This is a genomic window from Flavobacterium sp. LHD-80 (assembly GCF_030929605.1).
Taxonomy (GTDB): domain Bacteria; phylum Bacteroidota; class Bacteroidia; order Flavobacteriales; family Flavobacteriaceae; genus Flavobacterium.
Window position 1 is genome coordinate 617,430 of sequence record NZ_JAVFVS010000004.1, and the last position, 25,570, is coordinate 642,999.

Genomic DNA, 25,570 nt, shown 5'->3' on the forward strand with positions numbered 1-25,570 from the left:
GTGTTGAAATGATTAAGTTTGGATTATAAAATTAAAATTTATGAAAAACAAAATGATCCTTGTTTTACTTGCCTCTAGCGCAGTGACTTTTGCACAGGCAGTTAAAAAACCATTAGTTTCGGCAATAACTGATAAAGATCTTAGAACGGATATGTACCAAATGGCCGGCGACCACTTTAACGGCCGTGAAGCTGGAACTTTAGATGAATTAAAAGTATCGATGTGGCTTGCCAATAAAGCCAAAGAAGCCGGAATGGCTCCAGCGGGTGATGACGGAACGTATTTTCAGTTTTTTGATTTGTATAGGCATCAGGTTACACCAAATACAAAATTTAAAATTGGCCAAAAAGAATATAAATTATGGAAGGAAGTTCTGGTTGCAGAAACGACTAACATAAAAGTTGAAGGTTCTTTAGTGTATTTAGGAGCGGCAACAAAAGAAGAAATTGAAAAAGCCGATATAAAAGGAAAAGCAGTCGTTTTATTAGCATCAAAAGAAGGAATTGCAGATGATATTTCGCTTTTTGACAGACGTTATCCAGGTTTAGTACGAAATAAATACTACGATCTTGTAGTTAAAAAAGGTGCGGTGGCATTGATTATGGTTGCTGATGAATTAGCTGAACAAAGCTGGTCTCAGGTAGAACCGCAAATGACAAGAGGAATTTACGGAATTGAAGGTTTTCGTGATAAAATAGGAGCGACAATGCCTGTTTTTTGGGTGCATGGAGACCAATTAGACTATTTGAAAACGACTAAAGATATTTTGTCGACTGAAGTAGTTTCTGAAACTTACAAATATCCTTCAGTAAATGTTGTTGGGACAATTGCGGGAACAGATCCTAAATTGAAAAATGAATATGTACTTTTCAGCGGACATCAGGATCATGATGGTGTGCGTCAAAAATACGGTCAGGATTCTATTTATAATGGTGCCGATGATAATGCGAGTACTTGTGTAGCAATGCTGGCGATAGCGAGAGCTTATAAAAAACAACCAGGAAAAAGAACCGCTTTATTTGTATTTCATGGTTCTGAAGAGCGTGGTTTGTTAGGTTCAAGATGGTATGCAGCACATCCTACCGTTCCCGAAAAAGATATTGTAGCAGTTTTAAACGGTGATATGATTGGAAGAAACAATGTAAATCAGGCAGCATTATTGGGGTCTAGTTCACCTCATGAAAATTCATCTGATTTGGTTGCCATTGCCAAAAAAGCAAATGACGAAGGGCCAAAATTTGATTTGGACAAACTTTGGGACAGGCCAGAACATCCAGAATATTTTTACTTCCGTTCAGATCATTTGCCTTACGCTAGAAAAGGAATTCCAGCGGTTTTCTTTACAAGTGTATTACATAGTCAATATCATACACCAATGGATGAGTCTGAAAATATTGATTACGTAAAACTGCGCAAAATGACAGAATGGATGTACCGCACAGGCTGGATTTTGTCTAATGATGTCAATCGCCCTAAAACGTTGCCAAATGTACAATTAGAAAGATAAAGTTGAATTGTATTAAAATAAAAATCCCGATTTCTGAAATTAGAAATCGGGATTTTTTATGTTTAAGATTAAAGTAGTTGTCTAAATTCTAACAATCTAAGTTAGTCTAAGTAGTCTAAAATTACAATCCAAATGCAGCTTTAACTTGGTCAACAAAATCAAGTTTTTCCCATGTAAACAATTCAACAGTAACTGTCTTTTCGTTTCCACCTGGAGCAGAGAAAGTTTTAGTAACCGTTTCTGGTTTACGTCCCATGTGTCCGTAAGCAGCAGTTTCACTGTAAATTGGGTTTCTTAATTTCAAACGTTGCTCGATAAAGTAAGGGCGCATATCAAAGATAGATTCTACTTTTTTAGCGATTTCACCGTTAGTTAAGTGTACTTTAGAAGTTCCGTAAGTTTCAATGAAAATCCCCATTGGCTCAGCAACTCCAATTGCATAAGAAACCTGAACTAAGATTTCGTCAGCAACACCAGCAGCAACTAAGTTTTTAGCAATATGACGTGTAGCATAAGCAGCACTTCTATCTACTTTACTTGGATCTTTTCCAGAGAATGCACCACCACCGTGAGCACCTTTTCCACCGTAAGTATCAACAATAATTTTTCGTCCTGTTAAACCAGTATCTCCGTGAGGTCCTCCAATAACGAATTTTCCAGTTGGGTTAATATGGTAGTTGATTTTATCGTTGAATAAATGCGCGTGCGTTGGGTTTTTAGCGATAATTCTTGGAATCAAGATTTCGATAATATCTTTTTTGATTTTAGCTAACATTGCAGCTTCTTCATCAAAATCATCGTGTTGTGTTGAGATAACGATCGCGTCAATACGAGTTGGTTTGTTATCGTCGCTGTATTCTAAAGTTACCTGAGATTTAGCATCTGGACGTAAATACGTGATTTCTTTGTTTTCGCGTCTTAAAATTGCTAACTCTTGTAATAATTTATGAGATAAATCAAGTGCCAATGGCATGAAGTTTTCAGTTTCGTTTGTAGCGTAACCAAACATCATTCCTTGATCTCCGGCACCTTGCTCTTCTGGCTTAGCTCTGTCAACACCTTGGTTAATGTCTGCAGACTGTTCGTGAATTGCTGAAAGAATTCCACAAGAATTCGCTTCAAACATGTATTCACTTTTAGTATATCCAATTTTACGGATTACCTCACGTGCAATTTGCTGAACATCAAGATAAGTATTCGATTTAACTTCACCTGCTAAAATAACCTGACCTGTTGTAACTAATGTTTCACAAGCTACTTTTGAGTCAGCGTCAAATGCCAAAAAGTTGTCAATTAATGCATCCGAAATTTGATCTGCAACTTTGTCTGGATGCCCTTCACTAACAGATTCTGACGTAAATAAATAAGCCATAATAATGTATTAAATTAAAATTAAGCGAGGAAAATAATTGCTAAAAAGGGCTAAAGGAGAGTTTCTGCTTTAGCATTTTTTACTGCCGAAATTAATCTCTCGGCACTCATAACGAACCATTTCATTATGAAGAGGTTGCAATCAGTTCAAATTTTTCCTCTGTATTCGGGTGCAAAGGTATAAAACCATTTTGATTTGCAAATTAAAGTTCAACTTTTTTTATTTTTTTAAAGAGAAATTTAACAGAAGTATATTAGTTTGATAGGGTAATAGAAAATATTTTCCTTTTTGTTTGGTCGATTAAAAAATAGTTCGCAACTTTGCCTCGTTAAATAAAAGAAACAAATGAAATTAATAGTTTGCAATATGATGTCTTGTATGATGCCGGAATTATCCGCAGAGACTCTGTTGTAATTTTTTTTTTTCAAAAATAGATATAGGAACCTCTGCAGACCGCGGAGGTTTTTTTTTGTTCAATAGTAAGTTTAAAAAGACGTATTTATTTAGGAAGAAAAAAAATAACAAGAAAATTTGATTTTTAATTTGGTGGTTAAAAAAATACTTATTACATTTACTCTATCGAATTAGTCGAGTTTAAAAAGAAACAATTCAATTATAAAAATAGAAATGAAAACAATAGCAAATAATAATATGATGATGTGTTGTCAGGTGATGCAAATGTGCATCCCAATTTGCTGTTGCCAAAAGTAAAAGTTAAATCTTGGTTTTAGTTAGAACTAAAAGCCCTTTTGGTAGCCATCCGAAAGGGCTTTTTTAATTTCAACACTTAAATTTTCAAATTATGAAAACATTAAATTCAATCGCAATAGAGTATTTATTGAGAAACGATTCTCAAAAAAATAATAATAAATCAGAAGACATAACTAGAGAAGTTATACGAATCAATACAGAGCAGCGAGTAAAAGCTCAAAGATCATTATTGTTTCAAATGTATGATCTCGAAGAACAAGAAGGTTTTTTTGTATAAAGGAGTTTCAGCATCAATCTCAAAAAAACAATATCAATATAATATATAGTATCAACAATATTTAAAAAATTAAGAAATCATGAGCACACAAAAATTCGCAACAAACGCACTACACGCAGGACACGATGTTACTAAAAATGCAGGAACAAGAGCAGTGCCAATTTATCAGACTTCATCATATGTGTTTAATAATGCTGATCATGCAGCCAATTTATTTGGTCTTGCCGAAGCCGGATTTATTTATACACGATTAAATAACCCAACAAATGATGTTTTAGAACAACGGTTAGCAGCGCTAGAAGGCGGAATTGCAGCTGTAGTTACGGCATCTGGAGCATCGGCAATTTCAACAACTTTGCTGACTTTACTAAGAGCGGGTGATCACATTGTGGCATCAAACAGTTTATACGGAGGAACATATAATCTATTAAATGTAACGTTGCCTCGATTAGGAATTACAACCACTTTTGTAGATCCTTCAAAACCAGAAAACTTCACAAAAGCAGCAAAAGAAAATACGAGAGCTTTCTTTGTAGAATCATTAGGAAATCCAAAATTAGACGTATTGGATTTAAAAGGAATTTCGGCGGAAGCCAAAGCATTCAAAGTGCCTTTTATAGTAGATAATACAGTTGCGACACCTTATTTATTAAACCCTATTAAATATGGTGCCGATATTGTAATTCATTCCTTAACAAAATATATAGCCGGAAACGGAACTTCATTAGGTGGCGTCATTATTGATGCCGGAACTTTTGACTGGTCTAACGGAAAATTCCCTGAATTTACAGAGCCTTCAGCAGGATACCACGGATTAGTATATCACGAAGCTTTAGGAAATGCAGCTTTTATTGCAAAAGCACGAATTGAAGGATTGCGTGATTTTGGAGCGGCTTTAAGTCCGTTTAATGCTTTTCAAATTATTCAGGGGTTAGAAACGTTGCCAATCCGAATTAAAAAACACAGTGAAAATGCTTTGGCCTTGGCTGAATGGCTAGAAAAACAAGATGAGGTGGTTTGGGTAAATTACCCAGGCTTGAAATCGAATAAATATTATGATTTAGCCAAGGAATATCTGCCTGCAGGACAAAGCGGTATTATCACTTTTGGACTAAAAGGAGGTTTTGATGCGGCCAAAAAAGTGGTAGATGAAACCAAATTGTTCTCATTATTAGCCAATATTGGCGACACAAAATCATTGATTATACACCCAGCAAGCACAACACACCAACAATTGTCTGAAGAAGATCAATTGGCAACAGGTGTTTCTAAAGATTTAGTCCGACTTTCAGTTGGAATCGAGGATATTGAAGATTTAATCGCCGACTTAAAAGCGGTTTTTGAAAGCGTTACGCAAGCGCAATATAGTATCAATAAAAATTAGGTTTTTTTGTTTTTTGTTTGAAAAATTGCCTTTAGCGGTGTGGTGCCGCTAAGGGTGATTTTTTATGATTAAAAAATTCAAGATAAAATTTTCACCATATAAGTAATATAAGTTCATTTTAGTAGAGGCGCACAGCAGTGCGTCTAACTCGAAACACGAGATCTCTAAACAATAAACGTTGCTATTAAATGAACTTATATTACTTATATGGTTAAATATTTAAATGTTAGAAATTATGTCAAAGCTTAAAATAAATATTATTCTTTTCGGGATTGGAAATATCGGAAGCACTTTAATCAATCAAATTATCGAAAGTCAGGAATTTTTTCTGCAGAGTAAAAATGTTGATTTTCATTTTCCAATAATAACCAATTCAACTGTTGCTTTTTTCGAGAAAGAAGGCGTTGGATATGCGTGGGAAACCAATTTTAGAGAATTGGCTGTTCCTTTCAGGGTTGAAGACATTGTTGAATTTGCAAAAGAAAATGAATTCGAAAACTTGATTGCTGTTGATGCTACGGCCAGTGACGAACTGATTAGTCATTATAATACTTTGATTGAAAACGGTTTTAATATTGTCGCCGTCAATAAAAAAGCCAATACGCTCCCGATTGATCTTTATAAACAATTGAGAGAAAACCTTAAGAAATTCGATAAAGAATTTTTGTATGAAACCTCAGTTGATACAGGATTTCCGGTTTTACAGACATTAAGAGATTTGTATTATTCTGGCGAAAAAATCACTAAGATTAGAGGTGTTTTTTCGGATCATCTGAGTTATGTTTTTAATCGATTTTCTGCCGAAGAAAATTCTTTTTCATCAATTTTAAAAGATGCCAGTCTTCTGGGGTTGATGCGTTCTACTTTTAAAGAAGATTTGTCAGGAAACGATACGGCTCGAAAATTATTGATTTTGACTCGAGAAATTGGGAAGGAATTCGAATTATCTGATATAAAAATCAATCCTATTATAAGAGAAGAACATTTGGAGAAAAATGGCATCTTAAATAAGGAAGCAATTGATAAATGGTATAAGATTGCAAAAATCACTCAGGCAGAAGATCATGTACTGCGATATGTAGGTGAATTTGATGTCGAAAAAAATACTCTAGAAGTCAAACTGGTTTCAGAACCTGCAAACTCTGCAATTGGTCAATTAAAAGGATCAGATGCTATTTTCGAAATCTACACAAAATCGTATGCTGATGTTCCTATTGTTATACAAGGAGCGTCACCGTGCAAACAGGCAATTTCGAGAGGAATTATAACAGATATTTTAAAAGTAGCCGAAAAAATCAAAAATAAAGAAGCTGTCTGGCTTTAAGTGGTTTTTAAATAATAGAAAAATAGTTCTTTGACAGATTGAAACAGAAAAAGTTAGTTAATATTTTGTAAGATAAAACTTCTTTAATTTGAAATCTTGATTTTGTAAGATGTTTTTTAACGGCAAAAAGCTGTTTTTTAACGTTTTTTTAGAAAAATTAAGCTTTTATAACTTGGAAAATTAAAAAAAATATCGCAAATTTGTAAGACAAGTAAGATCTGTTAAAAAGAGACGCTTAATTGTTAAAATAAACAATCGCTTTTTGAAGTTAATCAAATCAAAAAGCTCATTAAAGAAAATTAAATGCAGAATTTTTTTCAAATAGAAGTCAAACAACAAATGAATAAATCCCTACAGATGAACAAGATGTTTAACGTCGCACGTATTTGTGTACGCGTCTGTTGATACTAAAAGTATATATAAGTTCTATAAAAACTTAAACCCTTTTGGTATTAAAAATCCGAAAGGGTTTTTTTATTCCATTTGACTGGCATAACAAAGAATTAAAGAAAAAGTAAAGATTATAAAACGCAAACTAACTTAAACTTAAATATCATGAGCACATTAAACTACTTATCAAAAACATTTTTGACATTGAAAAGCATAAGAGCTAAAAGAAACAATCCGCCGCCGCCAACAAATGAATTGGTTCATCCAAGATTCGGATTAACGGAGACAGATAAAAAAGAGGTAAAAAAAGAATCAGATTCTTTATTGTTCTTAATGTATTCAAAAGAGAATGAAACGCTTTTTATCTAAATCAAAAAGCATCATAAAATAGGGTAAAACCGGCTTAATTTTACTGGGCATTTTGTTCGGTAATTTTTTGCGTATAATAGTTTTTAATAAACAAAGAGATTGTTGCATTATTTGATGCCAATTCTTTTGACTTTATGACTTTATCCCGAGGCTTCGGGATCGACTTATTTTAAAGTATGTTTAAGAAATTGAGGAATCAGTTTCGATAAAATTTGTTAGTTTAAGAAATTAGTAGTTAATTTGCACCGTTAAGTTCAAAAACGTATTGAAATGTTATAAAGAAAGGAGGAGGGATTAGACCCGATGAATCCTTAGCAACCCTTCGTTAATTCGAAGAAGGTGCTGCATTCTACCACGCCCAAACGTGGAAAGATAACAACAAGAATTTTTCTAGTTTCAAACTCTAGACTTTCTTTCTAATATTTCCACATACAAATCATAATTAAAAAGATTTGAAATTGGAAAATATACCCAATCCCATTATAATTCAAAATTTCATCACAGAGAGTGGTGCGATATTTTCATCATTACCGTTAAGTTTTACGCTTTCTGGTTTGCCTTTGCATACAGCACCAATTGTTTTGGTCAACCATGCTTTGACAGGCAATGCGCAAGTGACTGGCCCAAACGGATGGTGGAATGACTTAATTGGCGACGGAAAAACAATTGATACCCATAAATTCACCGTTTTGGCATTTAATGTTCCAGGAAACGGGAACGATTCATTTGTAATTGAGAATTATCACGATTTTACAACCAGAGATGTTGCAAGAGTTTTTATCAAAGGATTAGAAGCGCTTCATATCGAACAAGTGTTTGCTATAATTGGAGGTTCTGTTGGAGGTGGAATTGCGTGGGAAATCTTGGCATTGGAACCAAACATTACAGAACATTTAATTCCGATTGCAACCGATTGGAAATCTACCGACTGGATGATTGCAAATTGTTATCTGCAAGAGCAGATTCTGAATAATTCTTCAAAACCAATTGAAGATGCCAGAATCCACGCCATGCTTTGTTACCGTTCTCCAGAATCATTCAAGGAAAAATTTCAGCGAACCATTAATCAGGATCTTTTGATTTTTAATATTGAAAGCTGGCTGGCGCATCACGGAAAAAAATTACAGCAGCGTTTTCAATTGGCATCTTATAAATTGATGAACCAACTGCTTAAAACTATAGATATTACCCGAAATAGTGAGGATTTCGAGGCGTTAATATCAAAATCAAACGCATCGATTCATATCATAGCAATCAACTCAGATTTGTTTTTTACACCAAAAGAAAATCTGGAAACTTATAATGAATTAAAAAAGTTCAAAGAAAATGTTTCTTACAGCGAAATAGATTCGGTTCACGGACACGACGCTTTTTTAATAGAGTACAAACAATTAGATCTTTTACTTGCCGATATTTTTAAGGCAGAAATAATAGCAAAATAAAAATGAAAGTATTAAAATTTGGAGGTAAATCATTATCGAACGGAGAAGGGCTAAATAAAGTCGTTTCAATCATTTCTGATAAAGTAAATCAAGGCGAGCAAATTGCCGTAGTCGTTTCTGCAAGAGGAAATGCAACAGATGAATTAGAAGATATTTTAAGAATTGCTGCCAAAAACGGGAATTACAAACCGCTTTTGGAGAGTTTTAAAGCATATCAAACTTCTGATTATGGTCAGGTAGATTTGTCTGAAGAATTCAATATTCTGGATAAACTTTTTGAAGGCGTAAGCTTGATTGGCGATTACAGCAATAAAATCAAAGATCAGATTTTGTCGAAAGGTGAATTGCTTTCGGCTAAATTATTGACCGCTATTTTACTTGAAAAAGGCATTCCAGCAAACTTTGTTGATACGAGAGAATTACTCAAAACTGACTCAAAATTTGGTGACGCGCAGCCTTTGGAACAACTTTCAAAGAAAAACGTTATCAATTATTTCAAACTTCATAATGGTGAAACGGTAAATATTGTTACAGGTTTCATTGGTTCAAATAATAACAACGACACTACTACTTTGGGAAGAAACGGAAGTAATTATACAGCTTCGTTGATTGCCAATTATTTAAATGCTGAAGAACTTCAAAACTTCACGCACGTTGACGGAATTTACACAGCAAATCCTGATTTAGTTGCCGACGCTAAAAAAATCGAATATTTGTCGTTTAATGAAGCAAACGAGTTGGCTAATTTTGGAGCAACAATTTTGCATGCAAAAACGATTATTCCACTATTAGAAAAAAACATCCCGCTTCGTATTTTAAATACTTTCAACCACGAAAATCGCGGTACTTTAATCACTTCAGATTCTGCTAAAGAAGGAATCAAGACGCTTTCTGTTTTAGAAAATGTGTCTTTGGTGAATCTTGAAGGACGTGGATTACTTGGAAAATCTGGAGTTGATGCCCGTATTTTTAAAGTAATGGGCGATCACAACATCAGCGTAAGTATTATTTCGCAAGGTTCTTCAGAAAGAGGAATCGGATTGGTTGTGGCCAAAGAAAAAGCGACGCTTGCAATGGTGGAGTTAGAAAAAGAGTTCGAAAACGACTTTTATTCTAAAGATGTAAATCAGATTACAGTAACAGATAATGTTTCGGTAATTTCGATTATTGGGCAGGATTTAAGTACTTTCCACAAACCATATACTGCTTTAATCAAAAACAAAATAGTTCCAATTTTATTCAACAACACGGTTACGGGTAAAAACGTGAGTTTGGTTGTGAAGAAAGAAGAATTGAACAAAGCTTTAAACGTAATTCACGGAGAGATTTTTGGAGTTTCTAAAAAAATCAACATCGCCATTTTTGGTCATGGATTAGTGGGCGGAACGTTGATTAATCAAATTTTAGAATCGGCTGCAGCGATTGAAAAACGTAAAGATGTTAAGTTGAATGTTTTTGCAATTGCAAATTCTAAAAAGCTTTTATTAAACAGAAATGGCGTAACTTCAAGCTGGAAAAATGACATCCAGACAAAAGGCGAAGAATATTCAATTAATGATATTATCGCTTATGCAAATGAGCATCATTTAGAAAACTTAATTGCGATTGATAATACGGCAAGTGCATCATTTGTAGAAAATTATATTCCGCTTGTAGAAAGCAGTTTTGATTTGATTTCTTCGAATAAAGTAGCCAACACATTGACGTATGGTTTTTACAAAGAATTGAGAAAAGCTTTGGCTGAAAACCAAAAGAATTATTTATACGAAACCAATGTTGGTGCAGGTTTGCCATTAATCGACACAATTAAATTACTGCATCTTTCAGGTGAAAACATCACAAAAATTAAAGGAGTTTTCTCAGGAACGTTGAGTTATTTATTCAATAATTTCTCTGCAAAAGATGCTCCGTTCAGCGAAATTCTGCAGGAAGCAATTGATAACGGATATACAGAGCCCGACCCTCGTGAGGATTTATGCGGAAATGATGTGGGTAGAAAATTATTAATCTTGGCTAGAGAATTAGATTTGCAGAATGAGTTTGAAGAAATTTCAATTCAAAATCTAATTCCGGAACATTTAAGAGATGGAAATGTTGCTGATTTCTTAACCAAATTAAAAGAATTCGATCCAATTTACGAGAAAATAAAAGCCGATCAAAAACCAAATCATGTATTAAGATACATTGGTGAATTGTCTGGTGATTTGCAAAATGATAAAGGAAATCTAGAAGTAAAATTAGTTTCTGTTCCTTCAGACACTGCTCTTGGTGGTTTAAAAGGTTCTGATTCTTTCTTCGAAATTTACACAGAATCTTACGGAGATCGTCCAATTGTGATTCAAGGAGCCGGTGCAGGTTCTGCGGTTACGGCAAGAGGCGTTTTTGGAGATATTTTGAGATTGTCTGATAAAGGGTAATTGATTTTAGATTTTAGAGAGCAGATTTTAGATTTCTGATTTGAACTCAAACAAAAAACAAAAAAAATAACAACACAATGAAAGTAACCTTAAACAGAGTAAACGACGCATTTCATTTCAAAGTAAAAAATGAACGCGGACATGTAGTTGACGTTGACAGCAGAGCTGAATTTGGCGGAAGCGATTTAGGTGCAAGTCCAATGGAGCTTGTATTAATGGGCGTTGCCGGATGCAGTGCGATCGATATGATTTCGATTTTGAAAAAACAGCGTCAGGAAATTACTTCTTTTAACGCTGAGGTTGAAGGAACACGCGTTCAGATTGAAGAAGCAAAACCTTTTAAAGAAATCGATGTGGTTTTTTATCTAGAAGGAGAAATAAATCCTGAAAAAGCTAAAAAAGCGGCACAGCTTTCTTTTGAGAAATACTGTTCAGTTGCCAAAACTGTTGAGCCAACTGCAACCATTAAGTATAAAGTTGTCTTGAACAACGAAGCTTTATAGAATTAGAAAATTAGTCAATTTGAGAATTAGATAATTCTTTGGACTTGTTAAGTAATAAAAATTCGCATAAAATGCTTAGTGAATCTCTGAGTTTCTTTTGCGAGTCTTTGTGAAATTTTAAAAACAGGCGAATTCGTGCTAATTAGTGCAATTCGTGTTAAATAAAAAACAATGAACGAACAAGAATTTGGTTTTGAAACACAAGCCATACGCACACATTTAGAAAAAACACAATTTCAGGAACATTCAACTCCGTTATATTTATCGTCAAGTTTTGTATTTGAAGATGCCGAGGATATGAGAGCATCTTTTACGGAAGAAAAAGTCCGCAATATTTACTCACGTTTTAGCAATCCAAATACAACAGAATTTGTAGACAAAGTTTGTGCAATGGAAGGTGCCGAAACAGGTTACGCTTTTGCAACCGGAATGGCAGCGATATACTCTACGTTTGCCGCATTGCTAGAATCAGGAGATCATATCGTTTCTGCTGGGAGTGTTTTTGGATCAACTCATGCATTGTTCATGACGTATTTCCCAAAATGGAAAATTGAAACTTCTTATTTTGATATTAATAAACCAGAAACTATTGAAAGTTTTATTAAGCCAAATACGAAGATTTTATACGCTGAAACGCCTACAAATCCAGGTGTAGATGTAATTGATTTGGAATTGTTAGGTCAAATTGCTAAAAAACACAATTTGATTTTAATAATCGATAACTGTTTTGCTACGCCATATATTCAACAGCCTATCAAATATGGAGCTCATATCGTAGTTCATTCGGCAACAAAACTAATCGATGGACAAGGTCGTGTTTTGGGCGGAGTTGCCGTTGGAGATGCTGAGTTAATTCGTAAAATATACTTATTTTCAAGAAATACAGGACCGGCAATGTCACCTTTTAATGCTTGGGTTTTGTCTAAAAGTTTAGAGACTTTGGCAGTTCGTGTTGACAAACATTGCGAAAACGCCTTAAAAGTAGCCGAGTTTTTAGAAAGTCATCCGAATGTAAATAGTGTGAAATATCCGTTTTTGAAATCACATCCAAAATATGAAATTGCTAAAAAACAAATGCTTTTAGGCGGTAACATTATTGCTATCGAAATTAAAGGAGGGCTTGAAGCAGGAAGAAAGTTTTTGGATAAAATTAAATTGTGTTCGCTTTCGGCAAATATTGGAGACGTAAAAACAATTGTAACGCACCCAGCTTCTACAACACACAGTAAATTATCTGAAGAAGATCAATTGGCAGTTGGAATCACGCAAGGTTTAGTTCGTGTTTCTGTAGGTTTAGAAACCGTTGCAGATGTAATTGCAGATTTGAAGCAAGCGCTGGAATAAATATAAAATATAATAAGTTAAAGGGCTATTTTTTTAAAATAGCCCTTTTTTGTATATTGAAATTTCTAATTCAGGAAATAGCAATTTTAAAAGTAAAACATGAAACCCAGATTACTTATTTTATCGGATTTATTTGGAGGAGAAAATCCTAATTGGATAAAATTCTATACAGATAAATTAGAATCTACTTTTGAGATTCAATATTATGACGTTCTCAAATTAGCAAACCTTCATGCATTTGATCTTACAGAAACAGAAATACACAGCCAATTTTTAAATGGTGGAATTGAGAAGGCAATTGAAAATTTACTCCAATTAGAAAATGAAAAAGTAATAGTTTTAGGATTTAGTATAGGAGGAACAATTGCATGGAAAGCTTCTTTAAAAGCTTTAAAAACAGATTGTTTGTTTGCAGTTTCATCAACCAGACTGCGATACGAAGATAAATTGCCTAACTGCAATATCAAATTGTATTTTGGAGAAAATGACTCAAATAAACCTAGTCTTGAATGGTTCCAGAAGTTGAATGTTCCCTCTGAAATTTTCGATAACCAAAAACATCAATTGTATTTAGAAAATAAGAATGCTCAACTAATTTGCGATGAGATTCTGAAAACAGTCAAAACGTAGTTTTTTGGCTGTGAATTTTATACTATTAAAAATCGTCATTCTTTTTGGTGTAATTTGAGCAAAAAATATATTTTTGTTAGGAACTAAAACTAATACTTATAAAATCACCAATTCGTATATGAGTAATTCGGGTTATATTCTTGATGATAGATTGCTGGCTTCAGTTGGAATTCGCTTTTTAAATTACATTTTAGATGTCATATTTGTAATTTTATTATTTATGGGAATCTGCGTTTTTGCTGGTGTTCTTATAGGTTTATTTGGTTTGACAGGTTTAAGTATCTGGATGGACGAATTAGGGGATTTTGGATGGAATTTTGTAATAATGCTTATTTACTTTTTTTATTACTTATTGACAGAGGGATTATTTGGAAGATCTTTAGGCAAATTTATTACAGGAACTACTGTAGTTGATGAATATGGCGAAAAACCAGATTTCGCCACCATTTTAAGAAGAACTTTATGCCGTTTTATTCCCTTCGAAATATTTTCCTGTTTAGGAACTAGAGGATGGCACGATTCTATGTCTGATACTTATGTTGTGAATAAAAAAGCACTTGTTGAAGAAATAAAATCATTCCATGAATTCAATTTGATTGGAAGTAACGAAGTAATCTGATAGAATAAGTAGAATATAATTTCTATTCTGTTAGTAATCTCATTTAAAAAGCCTATTTTTGTTGTAGAAATAAAATGTATCGTTTTCGAACATTAAATTCTGAACAATTATTTTGCAATTTAAAATTTAAAGATGCTTTCAAAGAAAACAAAATACGGAATTAAAGCTTTAACTTATTTGGCGAGACGAGAAAATAACGAACCTGTCCAGATTGCTGAAATTGCGAAAAACGAACATATTTCGATTAAGTTTTTAGAAAGTATTTTGTTGCTCCTTAGAAATTCAGGTTTTCTGGGTGCAAAAAAAGGAAAAGGCGGTGGTTATTATCTAATCAAAGATCCAAAAGATATTAGTATGGCTAAAGTCTACCGAATTCTTGAAGGACCAATTGCACTTCTTCCGTGTGCAAGTCATAATTTTTACGAAAGATGTGATGATTGTGATGACGAATCTACCTGCGCTGCCCGACGATTAATGACAGAAGTTAGAGATAATACACTTAAAATATTAGAAAGCAATTCTTTGGCAGATATTGCTTTTTAATTTCTAAACCATATAAGTTCATTTAATTTAAGCTTTACCGCAAAGTCTAAAATGAGCTTATATAACTTATATGGTGAAACTTTATAGTTAGAAAATCAATTTATATCCGGTAAAGAATAACATTACTGCTATAGCATTTCTAAGAAATTGATCCGGAACTTTTCCGCTTAGCATACTTCCCATGTATATTCCAGGAAGTGATCCCATTAAAAGCTGTCCAAGTAATCCTATATCCAGATTTCCCATTGAAGCATGCCCAATACCAGCAACAAGTGTTAGTGGAACAGCATGAGCAATTTCAGTTCCAACTAAACGAGGTAATGGTAATAGTGGATAAAGAAAAAATAAAGTTACCGTACCAAGCGCACCTGCGCCAATAGATGTTACCGTTACCGTTGCACCAAGTAAAACTCCAATTCCAATAGTTAGCATATTTTGAGTGTGACTTTCACTGTGGAATTTATCTCCAGCATGTTTTTGAGAGAATTTCAGAATCTTGTTTTTGAATATAATAGCAATAGATGTGAATAATAATGCCCAGCCTAAACTGATTTTTATGACGCGATTAATAGTGTCAATATCTGTTTTGATGCTGTTTAATATCCATAAAGTCATTAAAGCAGCGGGAACACTTCCTAATGTTAGCCATCCTGTAATTTTCCAGTTTATGTTTCCTTTTTTGTGGTGAACAAATATTCCTCCAGCTTTCGTAAAAGCGGCATAAAGTAAATCTGTGCCTACTGCCGTTGTTGGCGGAATATTAAAAAATAATAAAATTGGGGTCATTAAAGAGCCTCCACCAACACCTGTTAAACCAACAATAAAACCAACTACTAACCCGGCAATTACAAGACCAATCTGAAAATCCATAAAAAAAGTTTGGCGTAAAAATAATAACAATTTTATAATTATCCTATAGATATGGTAGACTTTAAAATGTTATATTTGTAAACAAATGTCATTACTTGTTTATTTTGCTGTAATACAGTGTTGTATGATTTTAATTTTGGAAACGAATTTTTAAAATCGGAAAAAAGTATCGCTTACTTAACGTAAAGAGAACTAGTGCTGTAAAAAAATTAAATAATGTTTTGATATTTAGAAATAAGTATTAATTTTGCATAGTAATCTATTAACCCGATAGGGTAATGGATTTTGCATCAAAAGCCAGTACAAAGAGTATGGAAAAAGAATTGAAAATCAACAATTACGATGTTAGGTCAGATGCATCAATAAAAGAAAAACTATGGGTTGTAGTGCCTTTAGTTCTATTGGTAGGTTTGTTGACTACCTTAATTTATAATCACTACACAGAGTTCTCATGGAGCGGATTTGTTGAAGGTTTTAACCAGGAGTTTTTAGTGTTTTTTGCGATTGGTGTTTTTGCTCAATTAGTAGATGGTACTTTAGGAATGGGTTATGGAGCAACTAGTACCTCGTTTTTGCTGGCATATGGAGTTCCGCCTGTTATTAGCAGTACAGGAGTTCACGTTGCAGAAATGTTTACAACAGGAGCATCGGCGATTTCGCATCATAAATTCGGAAATATTAATAAAAAACTGGTAAAGCATTTATTAATTCCGGGTGTTTTAGGAGCTATAACAGGAGCTTATTTATTGTCTGATGTTATTAACGGAGATGTTATTAAGCCTTTTATTGCAGTTTATATGATTGTTTTGGCAGTTATAATTATTAAAAAAGCACTAAGGAAGACAATCGTTAAAAAGAAAACTACAAAACTTGGATATTTAGCCACTTTTGGAGGTTTTATGGATTCTGTTGGTGGCGGCGGTTGGGGGCCAATTGTAACTTCAACATTATTAGGAAGAGGAAGAAATCCACGATATACTATAGGTTCTGTAAATGCAGCTGAGTTTGCAATTTCGTTTGCAAGTGGTATAATATTTATGCTTTTTGGAGGAATTCATGGTTGGCAGGTTATTTTTGGTTTGATTTTAGGAGGCGTAATTTCAGCACCATTAGGAGCTTTTTTAGTAAATAAAATCAAAAGAAAACCAATGATGATTGCGGTTGGAATTCTAATTATATTATTGAGTTTAAAAACATTATCTAAATTATTGTAAAAATAAGTTTAGAAAGGAAGAGAGATTATGAGTGCGATTATTGTACAAGAATTATTAGATAAAACAAGAGATTTTTCGCTTGACGAAACCTTAGTTTTTTTAGCAGAAAAATTTCCGGGAAAAGTAATTTTTTCAACATCTTTTGGACAGGAAGATCAGGTAATTACAGATTTTATTGCAAAAAGCAATACTGATATTACCGTTTTTACTTTAGATACAGGAAGATTGTTTCAAGAAACATATGACGTTTTTCATAAAACATTAAAAAAGTATAAAAGACCTATTGAAGTTTTTTTTCCAGAAGCAACTGCGGTAGAAAATCTTCTAAAAACAAAAGGCCCAAACAGCTTTTACGATTCAGTTGAAAACAGAAAAGAATGCTGTTTTATTCGAAAAGTTGTTCCGTTGAGAAAAGCTTTGGCAGGAAACTCAGTTTGGATTACGGGACTAAGAGCTGAACAATCAGAAAACAGACATGATTTAAGTTTGTTTGAATACGATGGAAACTTCGAAATCATAAAATTCAATCCGTTGCTAAAATGGACTTTAGAAGAAGTTGAAACGTATTTGTCTGAAAACAATGTTCCTCAAAATGCATTGCACAAACAAGGTTTCGTAAGTATTGGATGCGCGCCTTGTACCAGAGCAATCTTTCCTGGAGAAGACATCAGAGCCGGAAGATGGTGGTGGGAATCAAGCCATAAAGAGTGTGGGCTTCATAGTGCTAAGAAAGAGTAAGTAGAAGAAAGAAGCAAGAGGCAAGACTTCTGCAGAGAATAGAATATAGATTATAGAATAAAGAGTGGAGATTTTTAGATGAGGTGACAACTTGAAACCTGAAACCTGAAACCTAAAACTTGAAACAATCAAAATATCAAACAAAAAAACAATGAGTTCAGTATTAAAAACAAACGCTTTAGAGAGTGAAGCGATATACATTTTCAGAGAAGTAATTTCACAGTTTGACAAACCGGTTTTACTTTTCTCAGGAGGAAAAGATTCTATCACATTAGTGCGTTTGGCGCAAAAAGCATTTTTCCCTGCTAAGATTCCGTTTCCTCTATTGCACGTAGATACGGGACATAATTTCCCTGAAACCATTGCTTTCAGAGATAAATTAGTAGAAGAATTAGGTTTAGAGTTGATCGTTCGTAATGTTCAGGATGCTATTGATGAAGGAAAAGTAGTTGAAGAAACTGGAAAATATTCTAGTAGAAACAGCCTGCAGACTACAACACTTTTAGATGCAATTGAAGAATTTAAGTTTGATGCTTGTATTGGAGGTGCGCGTCGTGATGAAGAAAAAGCAAGAGCTAAAGAACGTATTTTTTCAGTTCGTGATGATTTCGGACAATGGGACGAAAAAAATCAGAGACCTGAATTGTTTGATATTTTGAATGGAAAAATTGAAAATGGGCAAAACGTTCGTGTTTTCCCAATTTCAAACTGGACAGAATTAGATGTTTGGAGTTATATCGAAAAAGAACACATCGAAATTCCGTCAATTTATTTTTCACATAAAAGAAAAGTTTTTTTGAGAGACGGTTTAATCTGGTCGCATTCTCCTTTTGTGTACCAAGAAGAAGACGAACAAATCGAAGAAAGAATTGTTCGCTTCAGAACCGTTGGAGATATGAGTTGTACCGCAGCAGTTGAATCTTACGCAGCAACAATCGAAGAAGTTGTAGGCGAAATTAGAGAATCAACAATTTCTGAAAGAGGAGCGAGAATTGATGATAAACGTTCTGAAGCGGCAATGGAAAAGAGAAAACAACAAGGATACTTTTAATAATTGTTAATTATGAATTGTTAATTGTAAATGCAATTCGGAACGAAATTTTAAAAGTAAAAATCAAGAAAGCAAAAACATACAGATTTAAATTTTAGACAAAGTTTTTCAACTTGAAACAAAAATTAAACCTGAAACAAAATATTACAGAATGGACGTTTTAAAAATAGCAACAGCAGGAAGTGTAGATGACGGAAAAAGTACTTTGATCGGGAGATTATTGTACGATACAAAATCATTGACGACTGATAAAATAGAAGCAATCGAAAAAAGCAGTAAACAAAAAGGTTACGATTATCTTGATTTTTCTTTGGCAACGGATGGTTTAGTAGCAGAAAGAGAACAAGGAATCACGATTGATGTTGCGCATATTTATTTTTCGACTGCAAAGAAAAGTTACATTATTGCCGATACTCCGGGTCACGTAGAATATACAAGAAACATGGTTACAGGTGCTTCGACTTCTCAGGTTTCTATCATTTTAATTGATGCCAGAAAAGGCGTTATTGAGCAAACATACCGTCACTTTTTCATCAATAATTTATTGAGAGTAAAAGAGGTAATTGTTGCGATTAACAAAATGGATTTGGTTGATTATTCTGAAGAAGTTTTCAATAAAATCAAAGCTGATTTTCAGGCATTAAATGCAAAAAGTACTTTCAAGGAGCAGAATGTAAGTTACATTCCGTTAAGTGCAATCAACGGCGGAAACGTAGTTGATCAATCAGAAAATATGCCTTGGTATGATGGACAAACAGTTTTGGAACATTTAGAAGGATTACACGCTTCTGATGTTTTTGAAGCAGGAAAAGCACGTTTTCCAGTTCAGACCGTTATTCGTCCAAAAACAGAAGAATATCACGATTTCAGAGGATACGCAGGAAAATTATACGGAAACTCAATTAAAGTTGGAGATGCTGTAACGGTTCTTCCTTCTTTAACAGAATCAAAAGTATCTAAAATTCACTTTTTCGATAAAACATTTGACGAAGCCGTTGCAGGTTCTTCAATTACAATCGAATTAGAAAATGATATCAATGTAACGAGAGGTGATATGATTGTAAAATCATGCGAGCTTCCAAAAATTGAAAAAGACATTACCACAACAGTTTGTTGGATGGACAGTAAAAAACTGGTTCCAGGAACTAAATATTTGGTACAGCATAATACAAACAGAGTTTTAGCAAAAGTAGAAAGCATTAAAAATACAATTGCTACAGATTACTCAGGAACGACAGAAGCTTCACAATTGGCAATTAACGAAATTGGAGAAGTAACGATCAAATTAAGCAAACCGTTATATTTTGATTCATACAACGAAAACAAATCAAACGGAGCTATCATCTTAATTGATACAGCAACAAACACAACAGCAGGAGTAGGATTCATTCGCTAGTTGATAGTTGATGGTTTTTGGTTGATAGTTATCTGCCAGCAAACCAACAACCAACAACTGACAACCAACAACTAAAGAGAAATGGAAAGTTTTAGAACAGAAATAGAAAATCCGGTAGTTCAGAAGGAGATTATCGAATTAGAAAAAAAGATTCATTTATTCCGTGGAGGAAAAATTGATGATGAACGTTTTCGTAGTCTACGTTTAGCGCGTGGAATCTACGGTCAGCGTCAGGAAGGCGTTCAGATGATTCGTATCAAATTGCCTTATGGTAAAGTGACCAGCGAGCAATTAGTACGTATCACGCAAGTTTCTGATGAATATTCTACAGGGCGTTTGCACATTACAACACGTCAGGATATCCAGATCCACTACGTGAGTTTAGACCGAACACCAGAACTTTGGGCAGATTTGGCTAAAGACGATATCACACTTCGTGAAGCTTGTGGAAATACCGTTAGAAATATTACAGGAAGCGAATTGGCTGGAGTTGATGTAAACGAGCCATTTGATGTTTCGCCTTATGCACACGGACTTTTTCAATACTTACTAAGAAACCCGATTTGTCAGGAAATGGGACGTAAATTCAAAATTTCGTTCTCTTCTTCAGACGAAGATACGGCTTTGAGTTATTTGCATGATTTAGGATTTATTCCGAAAATTAAAGACGGACAACGCGGATTTAAAATCATGTTTGGAGGAGGTTTAGGATCTCAGCCAGCGCATGCCGAATTGCTTTCAGAGTTTGTTCCAGTTAACGAAATCATTCCAACAGCAGAAGGAATCATCCGTATTTTCGATAGATACGGAGAACGTGCTAAAAGAATGAAAGCGCGTATGAAATTCTTAATCAAAGAAATGGGAAGAGATGTTTTCCTTGATTTGGTTGAACAAGAGAAAAAAGCAATCGCTTTTGAAACATACGAAATTGATACAACGGCTTTTGACGGCCCAATTACAGAACCATTATTAGAAGTTCCGCAAGTTACAATCGAAGATTCAAAAGCATACGAAGCGTGGAAAAAATCGAATGTAATCAAGCAGAAACAAGACGGATATTATGCAATTGGAATCAAAGTTTTATTAGGAGATTTTTATACAGATAAAGCACGATTGTTAGCCAATTTAATTAAGAATTACGGAGCAAATGAATTACGTTTTTCATTGCGTCAAAATATTGTAATACGTCACATAAAAGAAGAGAATTTACCATTCTTTTATCAAGAATTAGCGAAGTTGGATTTTGTTCAGCTAGGATATAATTCAGTTGGAGATATTACGGCATGTCCGGGTACTGATACTTGTAATTTGGGGATTGCAAGTAGTACCGGTATTGCAGAAGAATTAGAACGAGTTTTAACGGCAGAATATCCTCAGTATTTAAACAACAGCGAAATCGAAATTAAAATTTCAGGTTGTATGAATGCTTGCGGACAGCATAATATGTCTGCAATTGGATTCCAAGGAATGTCTATCAACTCAGGAAAACTGGTGGCTCCGGCTTTACAGGTTTTGTTAGGCGGAGGAAGATTAGGAAACGGAGCAGGACGTTTTGCAGATAAAGTAATCAAAGTGCCTAGTCGTAGAGGTCCTGATGCGTTGCGTACCATTTTAAATGATTTTGATGCTAACGGAAGCGGGCAAAAATTCCTGGATTATTATGATACAAAAGGAGAAAAATATTTCTACGAAATCTTAAAACCGTATGCTGATGTAACCAATTTAACAGAAGCCGATTTTGTGGATTGGGGTAATGCAGACAACTATGTAAAAGCAGTTGGAGTTGGAGAATGCGCCGGAGTTGTGATCGATTTAGTAGCAACATTATTGTTCGAAGCAAAAGAGAAATTAATCTTGGCTCAAGAATCTTTCGACGAGAAAAAATGGTCAGATGCAATCTATCATGCTTACGCTGGATTTGTAAATGGAGCAAAAGCTTTATTGTTGTCAGAAAACCAAAAAACAAATCACCACGCAGGAATTGTAGACTTGTTTGATACTGTTTTTGTTGAAAATAATAAAATCGAATTAAACTCAACTTTTAAAGACTTGGTTTACCAAATCAATAAAAATGAACCATCAGAAGCTTTCGCTAAAGATTACATTGCTCAGGCAGTTGTTTTCTTTGATAAAATCGAAACTTTCAGAGCTCAGGAATTAGAAAATGCTTAATATAAAACCCAAAATAACTTTAGTCGGTGCAGGTCCGGGCGATCCTGATTTACTTACGCTAAAAGCTGTAAAGGCATTGGCTGAAGCTAATGTGGTTTTGTACGACGCTTTGGCCAACGAAGAAATTCTGGATTACGCACCTAAAAATGCGATCCGAATTTTTGTTGGAAAAAGAATCGGAAATCATGCTTACACGCAGGATCAAATCAATCAGTTGATTGTAGATAATGCTTTGACGTATGGAAACGTAGTTCGATTAAAAGGCGGAGATCCATTTATTTTCGGAAGAGGCGGTGAAGAAATTGATTTTGCAGAAAGTTTCGGAATAGAAACCATCGTAGTTCCAGGAATTTCATCAGTAGTTGCAGTTCCCGCAAGTCAGGGAATTTCAATCACAAAACGTGGCGTTTCAGAAAGCTTTTGGGCCATTACCGGAACAACATCAGATAGAAAATTATCTTCAGATATTGCCTTATCAGCCAAATCTTCTGCAACAGTTGTGATTTTAATGGGAATGCACAAATTGCCTCAAATCATCGATTTGTTTCAAAAAGAAGACAAAGGAAATTTACCCGTTGCAATCATCCAAAACGGAACAACAGCAGATGAAAAAGTTGGAGTTGGAACAGTAGATTCGATTTTAGAAGTTGTAAAACAAAAAGAATTAGGTTCACCGTCGATTATTGTTTTAGGCGAAGTTGTCCGCGAAAGCAACAAATTAAAAGGATTTTACGAAGAATTTCTATCAAAAGAAATCACAAGATAATAAAACATAGCCCGAGGTTTCAACCTCGGGAACGCATGGATATTTAATTCAATATGCATCAAAAAATCATCTAATTTTGTTTAGATGAAATTAAATTAAAATGGAACAGAACGAATTATATCCAATATTCTTAAAACTTCACAATCTGAATGTTTTAATTGTTGGAGGAGGAAATGTAGGTTTGGAGAAGCTTTCTTTTTTGTTAAAGTCGAGTCCAAATGCAAATGTTGAGGTTGTAGCGCCGGATTTTCATTTGGAAATTAAAGTTTTAGCCGAAAATCATCCTTCAATTAAATTGACGGAAGCGAAGTTCAAAAAGAAAATGCTCAAAAAGCGTCACATGGTAATTGCCTGTACAGACGATTTAAAAGTGAATAAAAGAGTTTACGAATTGTCGAGAAAACGCTATTTGATTTGCAATATAGCCGATACGCCCGATTTATGTGATTATTACTTAGGCGGAATCGTAACAAAAGGAAATGTAAAAATAGCCATTTCAACAAACGGAAAATCTCCAACAACAGCAAAAAGATTGCGTGAGTTTTTCGAAGAAGTAATTCCAGAAGATATCAATCAAATGGTTGAAAATCTGAATGAATACAGAAAAACCTTAAAAGGCAATTTTGAAGAAAAGGTTAAAAGAATGAACGAGATAACCTCTTCATTAAAAAATAAAGAGTAAAAAAGTTTCGGAAAGAAATTAATGATAAAAATCATTGAAAGTACAAGGATTTATTCGTTTCTTTGCGTTATTAAGAATGATTATAAACAACAACCATAATGATTAAAACAGATATACTTATAATTGGAGCAGGCCCAACAGGTTTATTTGCCGTTTTCGAGGCAGGATTATTGAAATTAAAATGCCACATTTTAGATGCTTTGCCTCAGCCAGGAGGACAGCTTTCAGAATTATATCCTAAAAAGCCTATTTATGATATTCCAGGTTTTCCAGAAGTATTAGCCGGTGATTTAGTTGACGGTTTAATGGAGCAAATCAAACAATTTGAGCCAGGATTTACATTAGGAGAACGTGCTGAAACAGTTGAAAAGCAAGAAGACGGATCTTTCATTGTAACATCAAATAAAGGAACTAAATTCCACGCGCCAGTTATTGCAATTGCTGGAGGTTTAGGAAGTTTTGAGCCTCGTAAACCACTTATCGAAGATATCGAGTTTTATGAAGATAAAGGAGTAAAATACTTCATCAAAAATCCGGAGAAATTCAGAGACAAAAGAGTTGTAATTGCAGGAGGAGGAGATTCAGCTTTAGACTGGAGTATTTTCTTAGCAAATGTAGCTTCAGAAGTAACTTTAATTCACAGAAGAAACGAATTTAGAGGCGCTTTAGATTCTGTAGAAAAAGTACAGGAATTAAAAACAGCTGGAAAAATCAAATTAATCACACCGGCAGAAGTTATCGGAATCAATGGTGCTGAGCACGTTGAATCATTAGACATCGAAGAAAACGGAGCACACCGTAAAATCGAATGTGATTATTTCATCCCGCTTTTCGGATTAACACCAAAATTAGGTCCAATCGGCGACTGGGGATTAGAAATCGAGAAAAATGCCATCAAAGTAAACAATGCATTAGATTACCAGACAAACATTCCGGGAATCTTTGCTATTGGAGACGTAAACACATATCCAGGAAAATTAAAGTTGATCCTTTGTGGTTTCCACGAAGCAACTTTAATGTGCCAGGCCGCATACGGAATCATCAATCCAGGAAAAAAATACGTATTGAAATATACAACAGTTTCAGGAGTAGACGGTTTCGACGGAACTCGTAAAGAAGCACCAAAAGCGGTTGTTAAAGCGATAGTTTAATTTGAGGTGCTGAGGTTCTAAGGGACTAAGGTGCTAAGATTTTTATATATAAAGCTCAAACTTTTAGTTTGAGCTTTTTTAATTAATCCCAGAGGGATGAAATATTTATAGAAAAGAAATTATTCGTTTGCAAAAGAGCTCCAGCGGAGCGAAATATATGTCGCTCCGCTGGAGCTTTTGTGTTGCGCTCGTCGTTTTTCTATAAATATTATGCTCCTCCGGAGCTAAATTGCGTAAAAAGAAAAAAAACTTAGAATCTTAGTATCTCAGAGTCTTAGCATCTTTAAAAAAAAAAACATTTGCAAATCGAAAGCCTATTTCATACCTTTGCGCTGTTCTTAAAATTATTGTCAGTTATCACGAAAGGCGGAGGGATAGACCCGATGAAACCTTAGCAACCCTTTATCATAAAGAAGGTGCTAAATTCTACTTTATACGACATTTTCCAGTATTAAAGATAGATAACACAAATACATACTCGTATTTCTCAAAACTTTTCTCGATAACATATAATTTACTGAAACAGATTCTGTATCAGGAGCGAATCATTGGCGCATTTTTGCAGTCAATAGTTCCCGCTGTATACAAATATCTTTTATTCTGAACCCCAGAATAAAAGGATATTTGCTTCCATCGGGGCTAATGAGCCAGCAATAGTGAACTTTTGGAATTAATGTGAAAAAATATCGAAGGCTAAA

At 34.2% G+C, this 25,570-nt stretch carries 22 protein-coding genes and 2 riboswitches; of the genes, 20 read left to right on the forward strand and 2 right to left on the reverse strand.

From position 1 onward, the window contains the following. Nucleotides 1-40: 40 nt before the first annotated feature. Complete coding sequence (locus tag RB619_RS07240) at nt 41-1,507, forward strand: M28 family peptidase (RefSeq protein WP_308095846.1); 1,467 nt, start codon at nt 41-43, stop codon at nt 1,505-1,507. Nucleotides 1,508-1,628: 121 nt separating this feature from the next. Here the strand turns inward: RB619_RS07240 and metK are convergent, their stop codons facing one another. Beyond that, nucleotides 1,629-2,879, reverse strand: a complete 1,251-nt coding sequence (metK, locus tag RB619_RS07245) for a methionine adenosyltransferase (protein WP_308095848.1) — start codon at nt 2,877-2,879, stop codon at nt 1,629-1,631. Between the two features lie 802 nt (nt 2,880-3,681). Between metK and RB619_RS07250 the strand changes: the two genes are divergently transcribed. The 11 genes from RB619_RS07250 to RB619_RS07300 all read left to right on the forward strand — a co-directional run bounded on the left by RB619_RS07250 (nt 3,682) and on the right by RB619_RS07300 (nt 14,832). Continuing rightward, nucleotides 3,682-3,867 (forward strand): hypothetical protein, encoded by a 186-nt coding sequence (locus tag RB619_RS07250; RefSeq protein ID WP_308095850.1) that lies wholly within the window; start codon nt 3,682-3,684, stop codon nt 3,865-3,867. A gap of 79 nt (nt 3,868-3,946) precedes the next feature. Continuing rightward, nucleotides 3,947-5,251 carry an O-acetylhomoserine aminocarboxypropyltransferase/cysteine synthase gene (locus RB619_RS07255; protein WP_308095854.1) on the forward strand — a complete coding sequence of 435 codons (1,305 nt, stop codon included), beginning with the start codon at nt 3,947-3,949 and terminating at the stop codon, nt 5,249-5,251. A gap of 235 nt (nt 5,252-5,486) precedes the next feature. Then, complete coding sequence (locus tag RB619_RS07260; RefSeq protein ID WP_308095855.1) at nt 5,487-6,575, forward strand: aspartate kinase; 1,089 nt, start codon at nt 5,487-5,489, stop codon at nt 6,573-6,575. A 555-nt stretch (nt 6,576-7,130) separates the two neighbouring features. Further along, entirely contained in the window at nt 7,131-7,334 is a 204-nt protein-coding gene (locus tag RB619_RS07265) for a hypothetical protein (protein ID WP_308095860.1), read from the forward strand. A 270-nt stretch (nt 7,335-7,604) separates the two neighbouring features. After that, nucleotides 7,605-7,713, forward strand: a riboswitch (SAM riboswitch). A gap of 79 nt (nt 7,714-7,792) precedes the next feature. Continuing rightward, on the forward strand, nt 7,793-8,776 hold the full coding sequence (locus RB619_RS07270; protein WP_308095861.1) for an alpha/beta fold hydrolase: 984 nt from the start codon (nt 7,793-7,795) through the stop codon (nt 8,774-8,776). A 2-nt stretch (nt 8,777-8,778) separates the two neighbouring features. Then, nucleotides 8,779-11,193 (forward strand): bifunctional aspartate kinase/homoserine dehydrogenase I, encoded by a 2,415-nt coding sequence (gene thrA, locus RB619_RS07275; RefSeq protein ID WP_308095862.1) that lies wholly within the window; start codon nt 8,779-8,781, stop codon nt 11,191-11,193. 77 nt (nt 11,194-11,270) lie between these two features. After that, the gene (locus RB619_RS07280; RefSeq protein ID WP_026728534.1) at nt 11,271-11,696 is read left to right on the forward strand and encodes an OsmC family protein; all 426 of its coding nucleotides are present in this window, start codon (nt 11,271-11,273) and stop codon (nt 11,694-11,696) included. Between the two features lie 171 nt (nt 11,697-11,867). Then, nucleotides 11,868-13,040 (forward strand): aminotransferase class I/II-fold pyridoxal phosphate-dependent enzyme, encoded by a 1,173-nt coding sequence (locus RB619_RS07285; RefSeq protein WP_308095869.1) that lies wholly within the window; start codon nt 11,868-11,870, stop codon nt 13,038-13,040. A gap of 99 nt (nt 13,041-13,139) precedes the next feature. Then, entirely contained in the window at nt 13,140-13,670 is a 531-nt protein-coding gene (locus tag RB619_RS07290; protein ID WP_308095870.1) for an alpha/beta hydrolase, read from the forward strand. Between the two features lie 73 nt (nt 13,671-13,743). Further along, entirely contained in the window at nt 13,744-14,289 is a 546-nt protein-coding gene (locus RB619_RS07295) for an RDD family protein (protein WP_308095871.1), read from the forward strand. A gap of 132 nt (nt 14,290-14,421) precedes the next feature. Then, complete coding sequence (locus RB619_RS07300; RefSeq protein WP_026728538.1) at nt 14,422-14,832, forward strand: Rrf2 family transcriptional regulator; 411 nt, start codon at nt 14,422-14,424, stop codon at nt 14,830-14,832. An 87-nt stretch (nt 14,833-14,919) separates the two neighbouring features. On the opposite strand, the gene RB619_RS07305 is transcribed toward RB619_RS07300, so the two are convergent. Beyond that, nucleotides 14,920-15,702 (reverse strand): sulfite exporter TauE/SafE family protein, encoded by a 783-nt coding sequence (locus RB619_RS07305; protein ID WP_308095876.1) that lies wholly within the window; start codon nt 15,700-15,702, stop codon nt 14,920-14,922. A 278-nt stretch (nt 15,703-15,980) separates the two neighbouring features. On the opposite strand from RB619_RS07305, the gene RB619_RS07310 reads away from it, so the two are divergent. From RB619_RS07310 to RB619_RS07345, 8 genes are all read left to right on the forward strand, one after another. Beyond that, a complete protein-coding gene (locus RB619_RS07310; RefSeq protein ID WP_308095877.1) occupies nt 15,981-16,916 on the forward strand; it encodes a sulfite exporter TauE/SafE family protein in 936 nt (311 codons plus the stop codon). 27 nt (nt 16,917-16,943) lie between these two features. Next, complete coding sequence (locus tag RB619_RS07315) at nt 16,944-17,654, forward strand: phosphoadenylyl-sulfate reductase (protein WP_308095878.1); 711 nt, start codon at nt 16,944-16,946, stop codon at nt 17,652-17,654. A 151-nt stretch (nt 17,655-17,805) separates the two neighbouring features. Further along, nucleotides 17,806-18,705 carry a sulfate adenylyltransferase subunit CysD gene (gene cysD, locus RB619_RS07320; RefSeq protein WP_035645595.1) on the forward strand — a complete coding sequence of 300 codons (900 nt, stop codon included), beginning with the start codon at nt 17,806-17,808 and terminating at the stop codon, nt 18,703-18,705. A 151-nt stretch (nt 18,706-18,856) separates the two neighbouring features. After that, complete coding sequence (locus RB619_RS07325) at nt 18,857-20,101, forward strand: GTP-binding protein (protein ID WP_308095879.1); 1,245 nt, start codon at nt 18,857-18,859, stop codon at nt 20,099-20,101. An 81-nt stretch (nt 20,102-20,182) separates the two neighbouring features. Continuing rightward, nucleotides 20,183-22,273 carry a HEPN domain-containing protein gene (locus RB619_RS07330; RefSeq protein ID WP_308095880.1) on the forward strand — a complete coding sequence of 697 codons (2,091 nt, stop codon included), beginning with the start codon at nt 20,183-20,185 and terminating at the stop codon, nt 22,271-22,273. Beyond that, nucleotides 22,266-23,039, forward strand: coding sequence for a uroporphyrinogen-III C-methyltransferase (gene cobA, locus RB619_RS07335; RefSeq protein WP_308095881.1), 774 nt, complete (start codon nt 22,266-22,268; stop codon nt 23,037-23,039). Before RB619_RS07330 ends, cobA begins: the two co-directional genes overlap by 8 nt. A gap of 100 nt (nt 23,040-23,139) precedes the next feature. Then, nucleotides 23,140-23,721 (forward strand): bifunctional precorrin-2 dehydrogenase/sirohydrochlorin ferrochelatase, encoded by a 582-nt coding sequence (locus tag RB619_RS07340; protein WP_115888196.1) that lies wholly within the window; start codon nt 23,140-23,142, stop codon nt 23,719-23,721. Between the two features lie 98 nt (nt 23,722-23,819). After that, on the forward strand, nt 23,820-24,872 hold the full coding sequence (locus RB619_RS07345) for an NAD(P)/FAD-dependent oxidoreductase (RefSeq protein WP_142450282.1): 1,053 nt from the start codon (nt 23,820-23,822) through the stop codon (nt 24,870-24,872). 351 nt (nt 24,873-25,223) lie between these two features. Beyond that, nucleotides 25,224-25,340: riboswitch (SAM riboswitch) on the forward strand. Nucleotides 25,341-25,570: the final 230 nt, after the last annotated feature.

What these genes read in the sequence shown, in the direction of transcription:
- RB619_RS07265 (WP_308095860.1), top strand. Translation starts at nt 7,131, where the DNA reads ATGAGCACATTAAACTACTTATCAAAAACATTTTTGACATTGAAAAGC.
- RB619_RS07290 (WP_308095870.1), top strand. Translation starts at nt 13,140, where the DNA reads ATGAAACCCAGATTACTTATTTTATCGGATTTATTTGGAGGAGAAAAT.
- RB619_RS07255 (WP_308095854.1), top strand. Translation starts at nt 3,947, where the DNA reads ATGAGCACACAAAAATTCGCAACAAACGCACTACACGCAGGACACGAT.
- RB619_RS07300 (WP_026728538.1), top strand. Translation starts at nt 14,422, where the DNA reads ATGCTTTCAAAGAAAACAAAATACGGAATTAAAGCTTTAACTTATTTG.
- cobA (WP_308095881.1), top strand. Translation starts at nt 22,266, where the DNA reads ATGCTTAATATAAAACCCAAAATAACTTTAGTCGGTGCAGGTCCGGGC.
- RB619_RS07315 (WP_308095878.1), top strand. Translation starts at nt 16,944, where the DNA reads ATGAGTGCGATTATTGTACAAGAATTATTAGATAAAACAAGAGATTTT.
- RB619_RS07330 (WP_308095880.1), top strand. Translation starts at nt 20,183, where the DNA reads ATGGAAAGTTTTAGAACAGAAATAGAAAATCCGGTAGTTCAGAAGGAG.
- RB619_RS07285 (WP_308095869.1), top strand. Translation starts at nt 11,868, where the DNA reads ATGAACGAACAAGAATTTGGTTTTGAAACACAAGCCATACGCACACAT.
- thrA (WP_308095862.1), top strand. Translation starts at nt 8,779, where the DNA reads ATGAAAGTATTAAAATTTGGAGGTAAATCATTATCGAACGGAGAAGGG.
- RB619_RS07240 (WP_308095846.1), top strand. Translation starts at nt 41, where the DNA reads ATGAAAAACAAAATGATCCTTGTTTTACTTGCCTCTAGCGCAGTGACT.
- RB619_RS07340 (WP_115888196.1), top strand. Translation starts at nt 23,140, where the DNA reads ATGGAACAGAACGAATTATATCCAATATTCTTAAAACTTCACAATCTG.
- RB619_RS07305 (WP_308095876.1), bottom strand. Translation starts at nt 15,702, where the DNA reads ATGGATTTTCAGATTGGTCTTGTAATTGCCGGGTTAGTAGTTGGTTTT.
- RB619_RS07280 (WP_026728534.1), top strand. Translation starts at nt 11,271, where the DNA reads ATGAAAGTAACCTTAAACAGAGTAAACGACGCATTTCATTTCAAAGTA.
- RB619_RS07260 (WP_308095855.1), top strand. Translation starts at nt 5,487, where the DNA reads ATGTCAAAGCTTAAAATAAATATTATTCTTTTCGGGATTGGAAATATC.
- RB619_RS07325 (WP_308095879.1), top strand. Translation starts at nt 18,857, where the DNA reads ATGGACGTTTTAAAAATAGCAACAGCAGGAAGTGTAGATGACGGAAAA.
- cysD (WP_035645595.1), top strand. Translation starts at nt 17,806, where the DNA reads ATGAGTTCAGTATTAAAAACAAACGCTTTAGAGAGTGAAGCGATATAC.
- RB619_RS07310 (WP_308095877.1), top strand. Translation starts at nt 15,981, where the DNA reads ATGGATTTTGCATCAAAAGCCAGTACAAAGAGTATGGAAAAAGAATTG.
- RB619_RS07345 (WP_142450282.1), top strand. Translation starts at nt 23,820, where the DNA reads ATGATTAAAACAGATATACTTATAATTGGAGCAGGCCCAACAGGTTTA.
- RB619_RS07250 (WP_308095850.1), top strand. Translation starts at nt 3,682, where the DNA reads ATGAAAACATTAAATTCAATCGCAATAGAGTATTTATTGAGAAACGAT.
- metK (WP_308095848.1), bottom strand. Translation starts at nt 2,879, where the DNA reads ATGGCTTATTTATTTACGTCAGAATCTGTTAGTGAAGGGCATCCAGAC.